This window comes from Candidatus Hydrogenedentota bacterium, from assembly GCA_019637335.1.
In the GTDB taxonomy this organism is placed as follows: domain Bacteria; phylum Hydrogenedentota; class Hydrogenedentia; order Hydrogenedentales; family JAEUWI01; genus JAEUWI01.
The window spans coordinates 60,627-78,119 of sequence record JAHBVV010000004.1 but is presented as its reverse complement, the minus strand read 5'-3'; the positions used below and the strand labels follow the sequence as shown (position 1 = coordinate 78,119).

The window sequence follows — 17,493 nt, the reverse complement described above, 5'->3', positions numbered from 1 at the left end:
GATTTCGCGCGCCGAGCAAAAATGGGCAATCGGAAATCGCTGCCGGAGGTTGACCACCTCGCACGGAGATCCGTATGCTGAGCGGGTTGGGTAATCCAGATTTTGCACCCGGGAGATCGTTATGCGCGCCTGTTTTGTTTCATTTTTCGGGGTATGCCTGCTGGCCCTGGCCGTGTTGTCGCCGGAAGCGGCCGCCGCCGATCGCCCCAATATCCTCCTCTCCATCTCCGACGACCAGTCCTTTTACCACACGTCGAAAGCCGGTTACACCGCCGTGAAAACGCCCGCCTTCGACCGCATTGCGAATGAGGGCGTCTATTTCACCCACGCCATCACCGCCTCGCCGGGATGCAGCCCCTCGCGCGCGGCGCTGCTGACGGGCCGCTACTGCTGGCAATTGGAGCACGCCGGCACGCACGCCAGCGGATTTCCCGCGCGGTATGTGGCGTATACGGACCTGCTGGAAGGCGCCGGATACGCCGTGGGCTTCACCGGGAAGGGCTGGGGGCCGGGCAACTGGCAGCTGTCCGGCCGCCCGCGAAATCCCGCCGGCGCCGAATTCTCCAGCATCACCATGGACGCGCCGGAGGGCATCAAGAACGTCGACTACGCGTCGAATTTCGAGGCGTTTCTTAAGACACGCGACCCCGATCAGCCATTCTGCTTCTGGTACGGCGCCTCCGAGCCGCACCGGGTCTTCAAGAAGGGGATCGGCCTGGAGCAGGGCAAACGCCTGGAGGATGCCGCCGTGCCGGCCTTCCTGCCCGAAACCCCGGAAATCCGCAGCGATCTGCTCGACTACTGTGCCGAAATCGAGTGGTTCGACCAGCATCTCGCCCGTATGCTCGACCTCCTGGAAGCCGCCGGCGAACTCGACAACACCATCGTCATCGTGACCTCGGACAACGGCATGGCCTTTCCCCGCGCCAAGGCGAACTGCTACGAAGCGGGCATCCGCATGCCGCTCGCCATCCGCTGGGGCGCAATGATCCCCGGCGGGCGCACCGTCGACGATCTTGTCAGCCTGACCGACCTGGCGCCCACGATCCTGGAGGCCACAGGCGTTGCGCATCCGAGCGTGGACGCGCTGGCGCCGCCGATGGTGGGGAAGAGTCTCTTGGCGCTGCTCGCGGGCGAACAAACCGAGCCGATGCACAGCGCGGTGTACAGCGCGCGCGAGCGCCACTCTTCCTCGCGCTACAAGAGCCTCGGTTACCCGCAACGCGCCCTGCGCACGAAGGACTACCTCTATATTCGCAATTTCCACCCGGAACGCTGGCCCGCCGGCGCGCCGCAAAAGTATGGCGACGATTCCTATTCCGACGAGACAACCACACTGGGGCCGATGCACGGCGGCTACCACGACATCGATGCCTGTCCGGCGCTCGATTTTCTGATTGAAAAGGCGGAAGACCCCGATCTGGGCAAGTACTTGGCCTGGTCGGTCGACAAACGCCCCGCCGAGGAGCTGTTTGATGTCGCCAACGACCCGGACTGCATAAACAACCTGGCCGCCGATCCGGCATACGCGCCGGTTCGGGCCAACCTGGCCGCGAAAATGGACGAATACCTCACCGAAACCGGCGATCCCCGCCTGGTCGGCGATGGCGAGATCTTCGAGTCCTACCCACGCTACAGCCGGCACCGTTTATTCCCAAAACCCGACGGGGCCGAGTGAAAAGCGGATGAACAACGTGGATGGAGTCGTCTCGCTCAACAGCGTCTCTCCGGCCCCAAAGGCGTCCACCCCGTCCACTCCGTCCACCCCGTCCACTCTGTCCACTCTGTCCACCACGTCCACCACGTCCACCACGTCCACCACGTCCACTCCAAAACCTTCTCACCCGGAGCAACGCCCCGTGAAGCACTTCACCCTCCTCTTCGCCCTTCTCCTGGCCGCATTCGGCGCCCAGGCCGCGCCTCGCCCCAACATTGTCCTGATCATGGCCGACGACATGGGCTACTCCGACCTCGGCTGCTACGGCGGCGAAATTCAGACCCCCAATCTCGACCGGCTGGCGGGGGAGGGGTTGCGCTTCACCCAGTTCTACAACGCGGCGCGCTGCTGTCCCACGCGCGCCTCGCTCCTGACCGGCCTCTACCCGCATCAGGCGGGCATGGGCGGCATGGTCAACAGCAAGACCGGGCCCGGCCCCTACCAGGGCTACCTCAACGACCAGTGCGTCACTATCGCCGAAGTCCTGAAGACGGCGGGCTACAACACGCTCATGTCCGGCAAGTGGCACGTGGGGGAGGAGCGCCCGCACTGGCCTGTGGATCGCGGGTTCGACAAGTACTATGGGCTGATCAGCGGCGCCATGAACTACTTCGACATCGCCAAGACGAAGACGGAGGGCGTGGTGCGCGGATTCGCTATTGATGGCGAGCCCCACCAGCCGCCCAACAAATACTGGTACCTCACCGACGCCATATCCGATCACGCCGTGAAGTACGTGCAGGAATTCGGCCTCCAGGAAAATCCCTTCTTCCTCTACGTCGCCTACACCGCCCCGCATTGGCCCCTGCACGCGCTGGAGGAGGACATCCAGCGCTACCTCGGGCGCTACCGGCAAGGTTGGGACGCCGTCCGCGAAGCGCGCTTCAAGCGCATGGCCGAGATGGGCCTCATCGATCCAGCCTGGGCCCTGCCGCCGCGCGATGCGGAAACCGCGGACTGGGATGAGGTCGACCAGGAGGACATGGATCGACGGATGGCCGTTTACGCCGCGCAGGTCGACCGCATGGACCAGGGCATCGGGCGCATTCTCGACGCAATCGACGCCACCGGAAACGCCGAAAACACGCTCGTGCTCTTCCTGGCGGACAACGGCGCCTGCCACGAGGGCGGGCCAACCGGCTTTGACAACCGCAACAACGGCCTGCCCGCCGGCGGCGTGGACAGCTACATGAGCTACGGGCGCTCCTGGGCCAGCGCAAGCAACACGCCCTTCCGCATGTACAAGCACTGGAACCACGAAGGCGGCATCGCGACGCCCCTGATCGCCCACTGGCCGGCGGGTATCGCCGCGCGCGGAACCCTCAACCACGAGCCGGGGCACATCATCGACATTATGGTCACCTGCGTCGAACTTGCGGGCGCCGCGTATCCGCAAACCCGCAACGAAAAGCCGATCACGCCCCTCGAAGGGAAAAGCCTGCTACCCCTGCTTGAAGGCCGCGCGCGGGATCCGCACCAGGCGCTCTTCTGGGCGCACTCCGGCAACCGCGCCGTGCGCCAGGGCGACTGGAAACTGGTCGCCCCGAAAGACGGTGGCCCCTGGGAACTCTACAACCTGCGCGAGGACCGCACGGAAACCCGCGATCGCAGCACGGACCTTCCGGAGAAGGCGGAGGAACTGCGCGCCCTGTATGAAGCCTGGGCGGAGCGCTGCGGGGTGTGAGTGTAGTCGCGGCCACGCGAGAATAGCCCACGCTGCCTGTGCCGCACAGTACGTGATCTGACTCGCCGGCCTTAGACCGGTTGCCGCACCCGGTTGAGCCCCAGCAGGGTCGTGAGCGTGGCGCCGATCAGGAACAAGTCTGCGAGGAAGGTCCCAATGCGCGTTCCAATAGCGCTTGGAAGCGCGCAGCCTGCTGGCACTTCACCCTCGCCCTCACCTTCGCCTTCGCCTTCGCCTTCACCTTCACCTTCACCCTCACCCTCACCCTCACCCTCACCCTCACCCTCGCCCTCGCCCTCGCCCTCACCCTCACCCTCGCCTTCACCCTCACCCTCACCTTCGCCTTCACCTTCACCTTCACCTTCACCTTCACCTTCACCTTCACCTTCTCCTTCTCCTTCTCCTTCTCCTTCTCCTTCACCTTCACCTTCACCTTCACCTTCACCTTCACCTTCACCTTCACCGCCGGACATGGGCGTCAGCACCGCATCGCCGAAACTCGCCCCGGCCGGCACGCACCAGATGCTGATGATGGCGACGCCGTCGAGAGACGCGCCGCCCGGAATCGTGATCTCCAGGGTTTCGTTTGTATAGCCGCCGGGCAGGCGCAGGTCGTAGCCCGACAGGTCCACGCCGTTCTGGTAGGTGGCGTCGGCAAAGCCATACACCCGCACATCCAACCCCTCGCCGTCGTAGGTGAAACTCTCGAGCTGAAGCGTGCAGTTGTCCACGACCCGGACCTCGCCGGAAACCTCGTGGGCGCGGGTCGTGAAGGCGCCCGCCGCCCCGACGAGCGGGTGGTCCGACGCGCAGGCGACATCGGGAATCTGCAAGGCCACCTGGATGCGCCCGACATTGTTGCTGTCGTCCGATTCCAGCACATGACCACCGGGATCCACCGCCACCTCCAGCCAGTAATCGCCCGAGGGCAGCCCGGTCACGTCGATCCATTGCAGCGGTAGAAAGCGGGGGTAGATATCCGACCAGCCCACGGAGATGCCGTGGTTGCCGCCGTTGGCGCGAAAACCGAACTGGGGGGCGCCGGGCAGCGACCGATCATACACCGCCGAGCTCGTAATGCGAACCGCCGGTTTCGTGCCCTCGGCCAGCACGGGGCCGACGCCGACCTCGCCCTCGATGGCCCGAATGCGGTACGAAACCCAGCCGGCCGCCTCCATCATGCGGATCTCCGGGTTGTACAGGAATTCCCCCGCGTCGCGCAGATAGGAAGACCCGTCGCTGCGCACGATGCGCTGGTTCACCGTCTGGCGGCCATCGCCCGCGTCTTCCCCGGTCGCTTCCAACAGGAACTCCCCCCGGCCGACATTCGGCAGACCGGAATCAAAGCGAAACAGCACGTGCCCGGGCTCGGTCTCCGTATCGATCAACTGGTTCGCCAGGGGCGCCGTGTCGACAATGAGGTCGGGCAGCAGATCGGTCTGGGCGCCCGCTTCCAGCGCCAGGGCGCAGACGAAGAGTAGCGGGGCGGCGCGCCACAGGAGTATTGACCGCGTAATGAATGTCATCGGGAGAGCCTCGGGAGGAAATGGTGCTGTAAACACACTATAACGCGCCCGGAACAGGCGCGCAAGAGGAAGAGGCGGGGCAGGGTGATTCGTCGGAATACTCAGCAGGGGCCACACGCCCGCAAAAGAAACCGCCCGCGCGGCGGTATGGAGCGCGCCGGCGGCCCGCCGGCATGGCGCGAAGGTGCAAGAATACGTTGCCGGAGTCCTCCGACGACACGCGGCTTCTGATGCGACGGTAGCATTTTCAGAACGCTGTCTTGCGCCGCCGACGCACCATAGTTGCACGTACACTTTATTCGGCAAGTCGCTCTGGTTTGGCCACTATACTTCACTCCGCTGAAGTGTTACCTTGTTTTTTTAGCAGGCACTTGCTCTCAGACGCCCATAAACATTCGGTGTAAAGACATTTGCGAAGCGGAAGCTCCAGTGAGAATCTCCGGGCCGTTCCGCATGTTTCGTGGTCGAAATCCTTTTCTTGACCACGGATTACACCGATGACACGGATTGAAGCGACACTCGAACCAAAAAAGAAGAAGCAGCCCGCCACCCGATCAACCCCGCTACAATTCCGATGCTGAACAATCCGAACAGGCTGCGTCGAAAATCGCACGCAGCCGCCGGCACGCCTCAACCACCGGAATCAATTGCTATCCGTGTCATCCGTGGTCAAAAATCCTGATCGCGGCCAGCCGATGCTCCCGGCGCATTCGTGTGCATTGGTGTTCATTTGTGGTTAAAAAACACGCCCCCATTCAACCGCCCCAGTCCGGCCGCGCACTACATCGCCATTTGCGCTATCTGCGTTCAAAGCTCTTCCCCATTTTTCTTCGTGCCCTTCGTGTCCTTCGTGGTGATCTCTTTTTCTTGACCACGGATTACACCGATGACACGGATTGAAGCGACACTCGAACCAAAAAAGAAGAAGCAGCCCGCCACCCGATCAACCCCGCTACAATTCCGATTCTGAACAATCCGAACAGGCTGCGTCGAAAACCGCACGCAGCCGCCGGCACGCCTCAACGACCGGAACCAATTGCTATCCGTATCATCCGTGTCATCCGTGGTCAAAAATCCTGATCGCGGCCAGCCGATGCTCCCGGCGCATTCGTGTGCATTGGTGATCATTCGTGGTTAAAAAACACGCCCCCATTCAACGCCCCAGTCCGGCCGCGCACTATATCGCCCTTTGCGGTCAAAGCTCTTCCCCATTTTTCTTCGTGCCCTTCGTGTCCTTCGTGGTGATCTCTTTTTCTTGACCACGGATTACACCGATGACACGGATTGCAACGGCGCTCGAACCAAACAAGACCAAACAGCCCGCCACCCGATCAACCCCGCTACAATTCCGATGCTGAACAATCCGAACAGGCTGCGTCGAAAATCGCACGCAGCCGCCGGCACGCCTCAACCACCGGAACCAATTGCTATCCGTGTCATCCGTGTCATCCGTGGTCAAAAATCCTGATCGCGGCCAGCCGATGCTCCCGGCGCATTCGCGTGCATTGGTGTTCATTCGTGGTTAAAAAACACGCCCCCATTCAACCGCCCCAGTCCGGCCGCGCACTATATCGCCCTATGCGCTCTCTGCGTTCTCTGCGGTTAACAACTCTTCTCCGTTTTTCTTTGTGGCCTTCGCGCCCTTCGTGGTGACAATCTTCTTGGCGGTCGTCGGCTGCTCAAAGGGTTCCATGGTCCGTCTTTTTTTGACCACGGATTACACCGATAACACGGATTTTTCTTATTCGTGTCAATTCGTGTGCATTCGTGGTTCAATAATTTGGTTGCGGCCAGCGGCCGCGCTGTGCTTTTCGTGGTGATCCCCTTTCCAGATGCGCCGGAGACTGCGCCGCGCTGCCGGAATGCGCGCACGTCCCGCGCGCCCCAAGCCCCGATGCCGCCGAAAATGCCCTGTGGATCGCCGCCTAGTTGTTGCCCGAGGCGCCCGGATCCAGGATCCAGACCGTGCTGGTCGAGATTTGCCCCAACAGATTGCGGCGGGGGACATGCAGCGTCCGCGCCACGTGGTAACCACGGAATCGCGTGTGCCAGAACATGCGCCAGTACGAATCCGTTTTCAGCTGCCCGGATTTCAAGATGTCTTTGGTTTCGAAGAACGTCATACCTGTCTATACTCCCTCTTGGATGAAAATATGCCTTAATTTTACCTGAAAATAGAAAATGCGCAAATCTGTACAGGTATCGTACATACTCCGCATCGACGGAAATTATTCGATAGCCGCCTCAGAGGGGGGAGGAGATGCGACCGCGGGCCCAACCAGAACCCCGCCGAGGCACCCCCCAATGCCGCTTAGTTGTCCCGCCGCGCTGCCGCCCGTTCACGCCGGTGCTTCTCCACGTAAATGTGCAGCACCGCGATGTCCGCCGGACGCACACCAGAAATCCGCGACGCCTGCCCGAAGTTTACCGGGCGGATCGCCTTCAGCCGGTCCTTGCATTCCCGCGGAATGCCCGGAATCGCCTCGTAGTCGAGCGAATCCGGTATGTGCAGGTGCTCCGCCTTCTTGAAACGCTCGATATCCCGGAGCGACCGATCGATGTACCCCTGGTACTTGATCCGGATTTCGACCTGTTCCCGCGCCTCGAAATCAAGCATTTCCGACGCTCCGCACATACGGTAAAGGGCCTCCAGCGGCATTCCGGGACGCCGCAGGATCTGCACCGCCGGCGTTGCGCGCTCCACGGGCTGGCCGCCACACGCCGCCAGAATCTCGTTATTTTCCGGCGACGGCTCGATCATCGTCCGCTCGAGACGCTGCATTTCCGCCGCCACCCGCTGCTCCCGCGCACGCATTCGGTTTAGAATCTCGTCGTTCCCGAAGCCATAGTGCGCCAGCCGCGCGTCCGCGTTGTCATGGCGCAGGTGCAAACGGTGCTCCGCCCGCGACGTAAACAGGCGGTACGGCTCGATCAGCCCGCGCGTGACGATGTCGTCCACCAGCACGCCGATATAGCCCTCGTCCCGGCCAATATACAGCGCATCCTCGCCCCGCAGCGCCCGCGACACGTTCAACGCGGCATAGAGGCCCTGCGCGGCCGCCTCTTCGTAGCCCGAAGTGCCGTTGATCTGCCCCGCGTGGTACAGCCCCCGGACCTTCTTTGTCTCCAGCGTCGGCTTGAGCTGGGTGGGGGGGACAAAATCATACTCCACCGCATACCCCGGCCGGATGATCTCCGCTTCCTCCAGGCCCGGCACGGTGCGCAGGTACGCCAGCTGCACCTCCTCCGGCAGGCTCGTGCTGAGCCCGTTCACGTACACCTCGTTCGTCATCAGGCCTTCCGGCTCCAGAAAAACCCGGTGCTCCGTCTTCTCAGGAAACCGCATCACCTTGTCTTCAATGCTCGGGCAATAGCGCGGCCCGATACCTTCGATCTTCCCGGAGTACAGTGGCGACTTGTCCAGGTTCGCCCGGATGACCTCGTGCGTGGACTCGCGCGTATAACAGAGCCAACAGGAAATCCGGTTCGGGTTGAAGCCCTCAATCGGGGTCGTAAAGGAGAAGGGGCGCGGGTCCGGATCGCCCTTCTGCTCCTCCATCCGGCTGGTGTCAATGCTCCGCCGGTGAATACGAGGCACGGTGCCCGTCTTCATCCGCCCGGTCTCAATCCCCATCTTCGCGTACGTCTGGCTCAGCGTGTTCGCCGGCTTGTCGCCGCCGCGCCCCCCCTCGATGGTCGTCAGCCCGAAATGCAGCCGCCCGCCTAGAAAGGTCCCCGTACACACGACAATCGCCCGCGCCGTGATCTCCTCGCCCGCCCCGGTCATGATCCCGTGAACCGCGCCGTCGCGCACGAGGATGTCGTCCACCTCCACCTGCTTCAGGTTCAGGTTGTCCTGGCTCTCGCACACAAACTTCATATCCAGCTGATACTGATGCCGGTCCGCCTGCGCGCGCGGCGAATGCACCGCCGGCCCCTTGGAACGATTCAGCATCTTGAACTGGATGCCCGTGCGGTCTATGCAACGGCCCATTTCCCCGCCAAGCGCGTCGATCTCGCGCACCAGCTGCCCCTTCGCAATGCCCCCGATCGCCGGATTACACGGCATCTTGCCGATATCGTCCAGCTTCATTGTCGCAAGCAACGTCCGGTGGCCCTGACGGGCGCAACCGAGCGCGGCTTCGATGCCGGCATGGCCGGCCCCTATGACGATCACTTCATAATCCGGGTGCATGGGAAAAATACCTGAAATGAGGAGATGAAAACACGCTCACGCCAGCCACTGGAGAACGCGCGCGCCCGTGCTGCCGGAGTGCGCGCAAGTATACCACAGGCCGGGGGTTAGGGGCGAGCGTCACGCGCAATTTCCCGGCGGTCATGGCGCACCGTGCGCCCGAAAAAGCCAAATCAAGAAAAATTGTCGTGAAAAACTTGCCAGATAGCGATTTTAGTCGTACTATTGTCAGTGTGCTTCTTTTGCCTGTGTATTTTGTTGCAGCAGTGAATACTTCAACTCAAAAAGGGAGATCAACATGCCTACTACCAGTTGGAAAGTGGCCGATCTGGCCAAGATCCGAAAAATGCGGTCGAGCGGTCCCGGAAAAAAAGCCAACGACAAACTCAAAGCCTTGAAAAAGTCGGTCGGTAACGCCAAAAAGTCTATGAGCGAACTGGACCAGGTGATGAAGGATGAGCCGGACGCCTGAGCGCCCCATCGCGTTCAGAGGCATGGTGGTTGGTGAAATTGGAACAGGAGTTAAACGATGGCAAAAAAACTGAACGAGATCCAGAAGGCCTTCGGCGATCTGCAGAAAAAAGTCGGCGACTTGACGGACAAGATGACCAAGATCAACACAAACTTCTGGCAGCACAACGGCATGCTGTTCCAGGGGCTCGACGCAATCGACGAACGCGTCGCCGAGTTGCAGTCGAAGGGAAAAAAGGGAACGACGGTAAACGATTTCATGGACGACAGTGATATCAAGGCCTTCGTGAAAGGTGTCGACGATTGCAAGGGCTATTGCCGTAAGGAGAGCGACGCCTACTACGCCGAGGTCGAAAACCTGAAAAAGGTCAAGGCCGATATTGTCAAGCTCGGCAAAGCGACCGACGATGTCGTTAAGGCCCGGAAGTTCAAGATCTCCAAGTCAAAAAGCGCCCTGAAAGCCATTTCGACCCAGATCCACACCTTCGCGGTGGACGTCGAGGCCGTGATTACCGAACCGGGGCCCCACCCAAGTTCCCACAAACTCCTCAATTGAGCGCCAGGGTCCGTTCAAGCGGCCAATGGCAACAAACCCGGCGCCGAAGCCTCGGCGCCGGGTGGTTTTCCTGGTTTGGGCGCTATCCGTTCAGGTCTGCATCACAAAATAGCAGTTCTGCACGTCGTGCGGGAAGCGGTGAATCTCGATAGACGTAAAACCCGCCTCGCGCAGCATCGCCTCCGCCCGCTGCACGCCCCACACCGCCCCCAGGCCCATCCCGCCCTGCGCCAGCGAAACCGTCATGCAGTGCATGCACGATACCGCGTACAGCAGCGCGCCCAACGGGTGTTCGATGTTGTCCACCGGCTCGCTCGACGCGTCGATGTCCTGCATGAAGAACACCCCGCCCGGACGCAACGCCCCGCGAATCGCCGCCAGGACGAGATCCGGGCGCGCCTGGTCGTGGATCGCGTCAAACGCCGTGATCCAGTCAAAGGACCCCGGCTCGCTCCACACCGTAAGATCGCGCTCCTCGAACCGAATGTTGTTCAACCGCGCTTCATGCGCCAGCGCCCGGGCCTCCGCAAGCGCCTCCGCGCTCAGGTCGTACCCCGCAAAACGGCTGTTCGGGAACGCCTTCGCCAGCTCAATCAGCGCGCGGCCCTTCCCGCACCCGATGTCGAGCACGTCGATCCCCGCCCGAAGCCGTTCCTCCAGGCCCGGGACCAACGGAACAACCTCGCCCACCACAATCGGCACGATCGACTGGCCGCTGTCTTCCGCCATCACCTCGTGAAAGCGGGAATACGCGGAGTAGGGGACCCCGCCGCCCTCCCGGAAGCACGCCAGGATCCGGTCCTCCACGCTGCCAAGCACCGACAGGTACTGCGCGAACACCGCCATGTTCCCCGTCGGATTCTTCCGGCTCAGCCAGTGCGCGTGCTCGGGCGGCAGGACATGCGTCCCCGTTTCCGGATCCCGCTCCACGATCCGCGCCGCCACCATGCCGCCCAGCCACTCGCGAACATACCGCTCGTTGGCCCCGCCCGCTTCCGCAAGTTCGTGGCTCGTCCGCGCCTCTCCATCCGACATCACGTCAAACAATCCGCTCCGGTGGCCAACCGATACCATCAGGCCGGTCATGCCGCCATTCAACATGCCCAGCAGTTGTTCCGCAAAGGCGTCCTGTTTCGTCGTATCCAGGGGTGCACTACATGCCATACACATAGGTCGCTTCCTTTCCTTGCCTGCGTTTGTACCGATCCAAAACAGACAGACCGGTATGTCTTTGCTGCCTCAAAAAAAACCGCTTACCCGCGGTTCAATGCAAGTAATCCCTCCAGCGCCTCGATCGCGCGCCGGACCGGCCACGGATCGCGATACGCCACCGCCGTCGCCATCGCCCCCTCAAACAACACCACATAGATGTCCGCCAGCGCCGATTCATCCAGGGGACCCAACTCCGGCTCCGCAATGAGCAAATCACGAATCAGCTCCCGAAAAAAATGCCGCGCCTTCTCCCGGTGCGCGCGGCCAACCTCGCGCACCGACACCGCCTCGGGCGGGGCCTCCGCCATCAGGTTCTGAAAAGGACACCCCCGGTAGTCGCTCGTCTCAAACCAGGGCGTCAAAATGTTCAGCGGACCGAAAAATCGCTCCCGTGGCGTCGGCAGCGCCATCACGCTCGTCCGCACATCGTTCATCTCAAAGTCGGACGTCGCACACGCATACGCGTACAACAAATCTTCTTTCGACGGAAAGTGGTCGTAAAACGACGCCTTCGCCACGCCGGACTCCGCAATAATCTGGTTGATGCCCGTCGCACGGTAGCCCTGGCGATAAAACAACTCGCTCGCGGTCGCCAGGACGCGCTCGCGGACGGATAATCTGGACTTGATTTCGCTCATGGCCAAATCCTATCACAGACAGACTGGTCTGTCAACAAACACAAAAAGGACGTAAAGGACTTTTCGGGACTCGTTGTGCCCTGGCCCCGCTGGGTACGCTGAATCTTTGCGGGCTCCCGGCTCCACTGCGTCCCGTAGGTCCTTTAAGTCCTTTAAGTCCTTTAGGTCCTTTAGGTCCTTTAGGTCCTTTAGGTCCTTTAGGTCCCTTTTGCCCTTCCTCCACCTTTTTACCTGACTCATTTCTAGACGCTCCGCGCCACCCCGTGCTACACTTTCCGCTTTCCAAATCATCCCCAACCCCCAAGGATCCACCATGGCGCGTTCCGCCAACTACACCGTCGGCCTGCTCCAATTCCAAGTCACCCCCGACCCCGAGGAAAACACCCGCAAGGCCCTCGATTGGTTCGAAAAAGCCGCGGGCCAGGGCGCGCAGGTCGTCTGCCTGCCGGAACTCTACCGCAGCCAGTATTTCTGCCAGAAGGAAGACGCCGACCTCTTCGATCTCGCCGAACCCATCCCCAATCCGAGCATCGAAGCCTTCCAGGCCGCCGCGGCGCGCCTGAACGCCGCCGTCGTCGTTCCCGTCTTCGAGCGGCGCGGCCCCGGCGTCTACCACAACAGCCTCGTCTGCATCGATGCCGATGGCGCCCGGGTGGGCATATACCGCAAGATGCACATCCCCGACGACCCGGCCTACTACGAGAAATTCTACTTCGCGCCCGGCGATCTCGGCTTCAAGAATTTCGACACCCGCTACGGACGCATCGGCACGCTTATCTGCTGGGACCAGTGGTATCCCGAGGGCGCGCGCCTGACCGCCCTGCGCGGCGCCTCCATCCTGTTTTACCCCACAGCCATCGGCTGGCACCCCTATGAAAAGGAACAGTTCGGCGCCGCACAGCGCGACGCCTGGATGACCGTCCAGCGCGGCCACGCCATCGCCAACGGCATCTACGTCGGCGCCGTCAACCGCGTGGGCTTCGAGCGGCCCGTCCCCGAGCAGGCCGGTATCGAGTTCTGGGGCTCCTCCTTTATCGCCGATCCGCAGGGCCAGATCATCGCCGAGGCCAGTACGGATCTGGAAGAGGTCCTGCTCGCCGAGGTCGACCTGGCGCACCTCGAAACCATCCGCCGGAACTGGCCCTTCCTGCGCGATCGCCGCATCGACGCCTACGGCGACATCACGCGCCGCTACATCGACGAGGACTGACGCCATGCCAGAACCGGTGCGCCTTCCAGCCGAGTGGGAAACCCACGACGCCACCCTCCTCGCCTGGCCCACGAACAAGGACGACTGGCCCGGCAAGTTCCGGCCGATCCCCTGGGTCTTCGCGGAAATGATCCGGCATTTGAGCGTGGGGGAGAGCGTGGACCTGCTCGTGCCCAACAGCTGCATCGCGGAGAAGGCCCGCCGCACGCTGGAAAAGGTCGCCGCCAACCTCGAAAACGTCCGATTCCTCGATTGTTCACTCGATCGCGGCTGGATGCGCGACTGCAGCCCCGCCTTCGTCCACCGCGGCGAAGCGGTGGAGGCGGTCCATTTCGACTTTAACGCCTGGGCCAAGTACGACAACTACCGCCTCGACGCCGCCGTGCCGGCCTGGCTCTCCGAGAGTGCGGGCATGCCCCGCGTGGAGGCGCGCCACCATGGGCGGCACGTCGTACTGGAAGGCGGCGCCATCGACGGCAACGGCGCCGGTACCCTCCTCACCACGGAGGAGTGCCTGCTTCACCCTGAAATTCAGGTGCGCAACCCCGGATTCACGCGCGCAGACTACGAAACCCTGTTCCGGCAATACCTCGGCATCGAAAAAGTCATCTGGCTCGGCGACGGTATTGCTGGCGACGATACCCATGGCCACGTGGACGACCTCTGCCGCTTCGTCAGCCGCGATACCGTCGTCCTCTGCACGGAATCCGACACTGCGGACGACAACTACCGCGCACTCACCGAAAACCAGGAGCGGCTCGAAGGCGCCAAAACCGCCGAGGGCGAGCGCATTGACGTCGTGGAGCTGCCCATGCCGGCGCCGCTCTATTTCGACGGCGCGCGGCTCCCCGCGAGCTACGCCAACTTCTACATCGGCAACGAGGCAGTCCTCGTGCCCACCTTCAACGACCCCAACGATCGCATCGCGCTGGGAATCCTCGCGGAGCTCTTTCCAGAGCGCCGCGTCGTGGGCATACACGCCGTCGACCTCGTCTGGGGATTCGGCACAGTCCACTGCCTGAGCCACGAATTGCCCGCCCCGGGAAAGTAGCGCCGCGTTCACGGGCAGGCGACTCCCGGCCTCCCCTTGCAACCCATTGAGGCGCTCCTTCATACTGGGCAATTCCAAACGCAGAGGGCTCCAGCATGCATCGCTTTTCATTTCTTTTGGCCACGTTGTTCCTATTGACCGGCGGCAGCCGCGCCGCCGGAGATTCTCCGGAGCCCACCATTCGCGCCGGCGTCTACAATGTGGATGTTTCCCCGCCCATCGGCAGCCCCGTCGCCTACGCGCCCGCGCGCGAAATTGTTGACCCCCTGAGCGCCCGCGGCATCGTCCTCCTCGGTGCGGGCGATCCCATTGTGCTCTGCGCCGTGGACTTCATCGGCATCGGCAACGAGGGCTATGACGCCTGGCGGCGCGCGCTCGCCGAGGCGGCGGGAACCTCCCCGGGGCGGGTCGCTCTCCATGCCCTCCACCAGCACGATGGGTGCCGGTGCGATTTCGGCGCCGAGCGATTGCTGGCCGAGCACGGTCTGGGGGGCAGGTGGTTCGACGAGCCGTTTCTCCGCGACGCCATTGCCCGGACGGCGGCGGCCGTGCGTGAGGCCGCCGCCGGCGCGCGCCCCGTCACCCACGCTGGTTTCGGGCGGGGGAAAGTCGAGAAAGTGGCGTCGAACCGGCGAATTCTCGGCGAGGACGGAAAAGTGAAGATTGTCCGCTTCAGCCGCACCTCCGATCCCGAGGCCATTGCCGCGCCGGAGGGGCTTGTGGACCCCTGGCTCAAATCGGTCAGCCTCTGGGATGGGGAGGATCCAGTCGCCGTGCTTACGTATTATGCCACCCATCCACAGAGTTACTATGGTAAGGGCGATGTGACGTGCGAATTTCCCGGGCTCGCCCGCAACGCCAGGGAAGCCCGGACCGGCGTGCCGCATATACATTTCACGGGAGCCGCGGGAAATATCGCCGCCGGGAAGTACAACGACGGCTCCCCGGAAAACCGACCCGTGCTGGCCGCCCGCATGGAGGCCGGCATGGAGGCCGCCTGGCAAGCGACCGAGAAAACGCCCATCCGCGCCGGTGACATCGAGTGGCGCTCCCGAAATATTCAACTCCCCATCGCGCCCCACCTTGACGAGGGAAGCCTCCGCGCGACCCTGGCCAATCCGGACGCCGAAGACAAGGCGCGCTTCTCCGCCGCTTTGAAGCTTGCCTGGATCGGGCGCACGAATGCCGCCGCCGGAATTGACCTTACCGCGTTGCGGCTCGGTGCTATCTGGCTTCTCGGGCTCCCGGGAGAATCCTTTGTCGAGTACCAGCTTGCCGCGCAAGATATGAGGCCGGGCGATCGCGTATGCACCGCCGCGTACGCGGACTACGGCCCCGGCTACATCGGCACGGAGATCGCCTACACCCAGGGCGGCTACGAAACAGGGAAGAACGCGTCTTCGGTTGCCCCGGAAGTGGAGGGCGTGCTCCTGGAAGGCATCCGGCGCCTGCTCGAATAGCCGCCGGGCGCGGGATTGATCGCCGCGCCGCCATGTGACACGATACCACCCTGGCGGGCATGCCCGGCGCCCGGGCAGTCACAAAAACCAAGTTCACGAAGGAGATCCCGATGACCGGTCGAAACCTCGTATCGGCGCTGGCCCTGGCCGGCGCCCTGTTTGCAAGCGCTACCTTCGCACAAGCCGAATCCTGGCGCGTCTACGTCGGCACCTACACCAGCGGCGAAAGCGAAGGCATCTACCACTTCACCTTTGACGCGGAAACCGGCAAGGCCGGCGAACCCCTCTTGGCCGTCCAAACCGAGAACCCCAATTTTCTCGCCCTGCATCCCGAATTGCCCGTGCTCTACGCCGCCGGGCGCGCTCAGGACAAGGATGTCGTCACCGCCTTCTCCATCAACCGCGAAACCGGCGCCCTCACCCTCCTCAACGAGCAGCCCGCCGGCGGAAGCGGCCCGTGCCACGTCGCCGTCACGCCCGACGGCAAGCTGGCCGCCGTCGCGAACTACGGCGATGGCAGCGTCTCCGTCTATCCCGTCGGCGAGGACGGCGCCCTCGGCGAGTCCACCGCGAACTTCAAGCACGAGGGCTCCGGCCCCGACGAACGCCGCCAGCAGGGGCCCCACGCGCACTCCGTAAACTTCGACCCCACCGGCCAATATCTCGTCGTGGCCGATCTCGGCATCGACAAGCTCATGATCTACAAGCGCGACGGCAATACAATGGTCCCGAACGACCCCGCCTTCGGCGAAACCCCGCCCGGCGGCGGGCCGCGCCACTTCGCCTTCCACCCGTCCCAGCCCTACGCCTACGTCGTCAACGAAATGGGCAATACCGTCACCGCCTACGCCTGGGACGCCGAAACCGGCGCGCTTGATCCCCTTCAGACCGCCGGCACCCTGCCCACCAACTTCCACGGCAATAACACCACCGCCCACATCGAAGTCCACCCCGGCGGCGGCTACGTTTACGCCTCAAACCGCGGCCACGACAGCATCGCCATCTTCGCCGTCGATCAGGAAACCGGGCGCATCGCCGCGCGCGGCCAGAAAAAGTCCGGCGGCGTCCGCCCGAGAAACTTCACCCAGGACCCGTCCGGCGCCTGGCTCCTCGCCGCCAACCAGGACACCCACGACATCCACGTCATGAAGATCAACCCCGATTCCGGCGCCCTCGGCTCCACCGGCGAAATCGTCCGCGTGCCCTCGCCCGTCTGCCTCGTCTTCACCAAACCATAGCCCCACACATCCTTCCGCAGTCTCCAGCCGCGCGACCAACGCCGGCTGGAGACGCGGAACACACCCCCGCCGTCGCGCCCCGGACCGCCAAATCAGGATCGCGAGCATTCCCGCGGCAAATGTAGGATAGCCGTCCCGGCTGTCCACCGCGCCGAAAGGCGCACTAGGATCGCGGGCATTCCCGTCTGCAGCCAATGTAGGATAGCCGTCCCGGCTGTCCACCGCGCCGAAAGGCGCACTAGGATCGCGGGCATTCCTGCCCGCGACAGCACAAGCCCAATCCTCCAACATTTACCTCAATCCCCGTGCCACGCGATTCCGCCACAGGCGGATTCGTGTGCCCGTCGTCCCGAAGCCGCCGCGCCACAATCGATCCGCCGCACCAGCGAGACCAATCCCCGCACATTGCCCGCTCCGCAGCCCGCGACAAACTTCCCCGTCCGGCCACGCCCCGTGCCACGCGATTCCGCCACAGGCGGATTCGTGTGCCCGTCGTTCCGAAGCCGCCGCGCCACAATGGATCCGCCGCACCAGC

At 63.1% G+C, this 17,493-nt stretch carries 13 protein-coding genes; 8 read left to right on the top strand and 5 right to left on the bottom strand.

What is annotated here, in order from left to right; translation table 11 throughout:
- The first annotated feature begins 121 nt into the window (after positions 1 to 121).
- On the top strand, positions 122 to 1,678 hold the full coding sequence (locus KF886_07070) for a sulfatase (protein ID MBX3177101.1): 1,557 nt from the start codon (positions 122 to 124) through the stop codon (positions 1,676 to 1,678).
- 7 nt (positions 1,679 to 1,685) lie between these two features.
- The gene (locus tag KF886_07065; GenBank protein MBX3177100.1) at positions 1,686 to 3,401 is read left to right on the top strand and encodes an arylsulfatase; all 1,716 of its coding nucleotides are present in this window, start codon (positions 1,686 to 1,688) and stop codon (positions 3,399 to 3,401) included.
- Between the two features lie 71 nt (positions 3,402 to 3,472).
- Here KF886_07065 and KF886_07060 read toward each other — a convergent pair whose 3' ends face one another.
- The 3 genes from KF886_07060 to mnmG all read right to left on the bottom strand — a co-directional run bounded on the left by KF886_07060 (position 3,473) and on the right by mnmG (position 9,122).
- Complete coding sequence (locus KF886_07060) at positions 3,473 to 4,927, bottom strand: DM13 domain-containing protein (GenBank protein MBX3177099.1); 1,455 nt, start codon at positions 4,925 to 4,927, stop codon at positions 3,473 to 3,475.
- A 1,925-nt stretch (positions 4,928 to 6,852) separates the two neighbouring features.
- Positions 6,853 to 7,050: a hypothetical protein gene (locus tag KF886_07055; GenBank protein MBX3177098.1), complete on the bottom strand. Its 198-nt coding sequence runs from the start codon at positions 7,048 to 7,050 to the stop codon at positions 6,853 to 6,855.
- 188 nt (positions 7,051 to 7,238) lie between these two features.
- The gene (mnmG, locus tag KF886_07050) at positions 7,239 to 9,122 is read right to left on the bottom strand and encodes a tRNA uridine-5-carboxymethylaminomethyl(34) synthesis enzyme MnmG (protein ID MBX3177097.1); all 1,884 of its coding nucleotides are present in this window, start codon (positions 9,120 to 9,122) and stop codon (positions 7,239 to 7,241) included.
- Between the two features lie 298 nt (positions 9,123 to 9,420).
- Here mnmG and KF886_07045 point away from each other — a divergent pair, with 298 nt between their 5' ends.
- Positions 9,421 to 9,594: a hypothetical protein gene (locus KF886_07045; GenBank protein ID MBX3177096.1), complete on the top strand. Its 174-nt coding sequence runs from the start codon at positions 9,421 to 9,423 to the stop codon at positions 9,592 to 9,594.
- A 57-nt stretch (positions 9,595 to 9,651) separates the two neighbouring features.
- The gene (locus KF886_07040; protein MBX3177095.1) at positions 9,652 to 10,149 is read left to right on the top strand and encodes a hypothetical protein; all 498 of its coding nucleotides are present in this window, start codon (positions 9,652 to 9,654) and stop codon (positions 10,147 to 10,149) included.
- Between the two features lie 90 nt (positions 10,150 to 10,239).
- On the opposite strand, the gene KF886_07035 is transcribed toward KF886_07040, so the two are convergent.
- Entirely contained in the window at positions 10,240 to 11,319 is a 1,080-nt protein-coding gene (locus KF886_07035) for a methyltransferase domain-containing protein (protein MBX3177094.1), read from the bottom strand.
- An 83-nt stretch (positions 11,320 to 11,402) separates the two neighbouring features.
- Positions 11,403 to 11,999, bottom strand: a complete 597-nt coding sequence (locus KF886_07030; protein MBX3177093.1) for a TetR/AcrR family transcriptional regulator — start codon at positions 11,997 to 11,999, stop codon at positions 11,403 to 11,405.
- Positions 12,000 to 12,312: 313 nt separating this feature from the next.
- On the opposite strand from KF886_07030, the gene KF886_07025 reads away from it, so the two are divergent.
- From KF886_07025 to KF886_07010, 4 genes are all read left to right on the top strand, one after another.
- On the top strand, positions 12,313 to 13,209 hold the full coding sequence (locus KF886_07025) for a carbon-nitrogen hydrolase (GenBank protein ID MBX3177092.1): 897 nt from the start codon (positions 12,313 to 12,315) through the stop codon (positions 13,207 to 13,209).
- Positions 13,210 to 13,213: 4 nt separating this feature from the next.
- Positions 13,214 to 14,260: an agmatine deiminase family protein gene (locus tag KF886_07020; protein ID MBX3177091.1), complete on the top strand. Its 1,047-nt coding sequence runs from the start codon at positions 13,214 to 13,216 to the stop codon at positions 14,258 to 14,260.
- 95 nt (positions 14,261 to 14,355) lie between these two features.
- On the top strand, positions 14,356 to 15,720 hold the full coding sequence (locus KF886_07015) for a hypothetical protein (protein ID MBX3177090.1): 1,365 nt from the start codon (positions 14,356 to 14,358) through the stop codon (positions 15,718 to 15,720).
- Positions 15,721 to 15,830: 110 nt separating this feature from the next.
- On the top strand, positions 15,831 to 16,958 hold the full coding sequence (locus tag KF886_07010; GenBank protein MBX3177089.1) for a lactonase family protein: 1,128 nt from the start codon (positions 15,831 to 15,833) through the stop codon (positions 16,956 to 16,958).
- Positions 16,959 to 17,493: the final 535 nt, after the last annotated feature.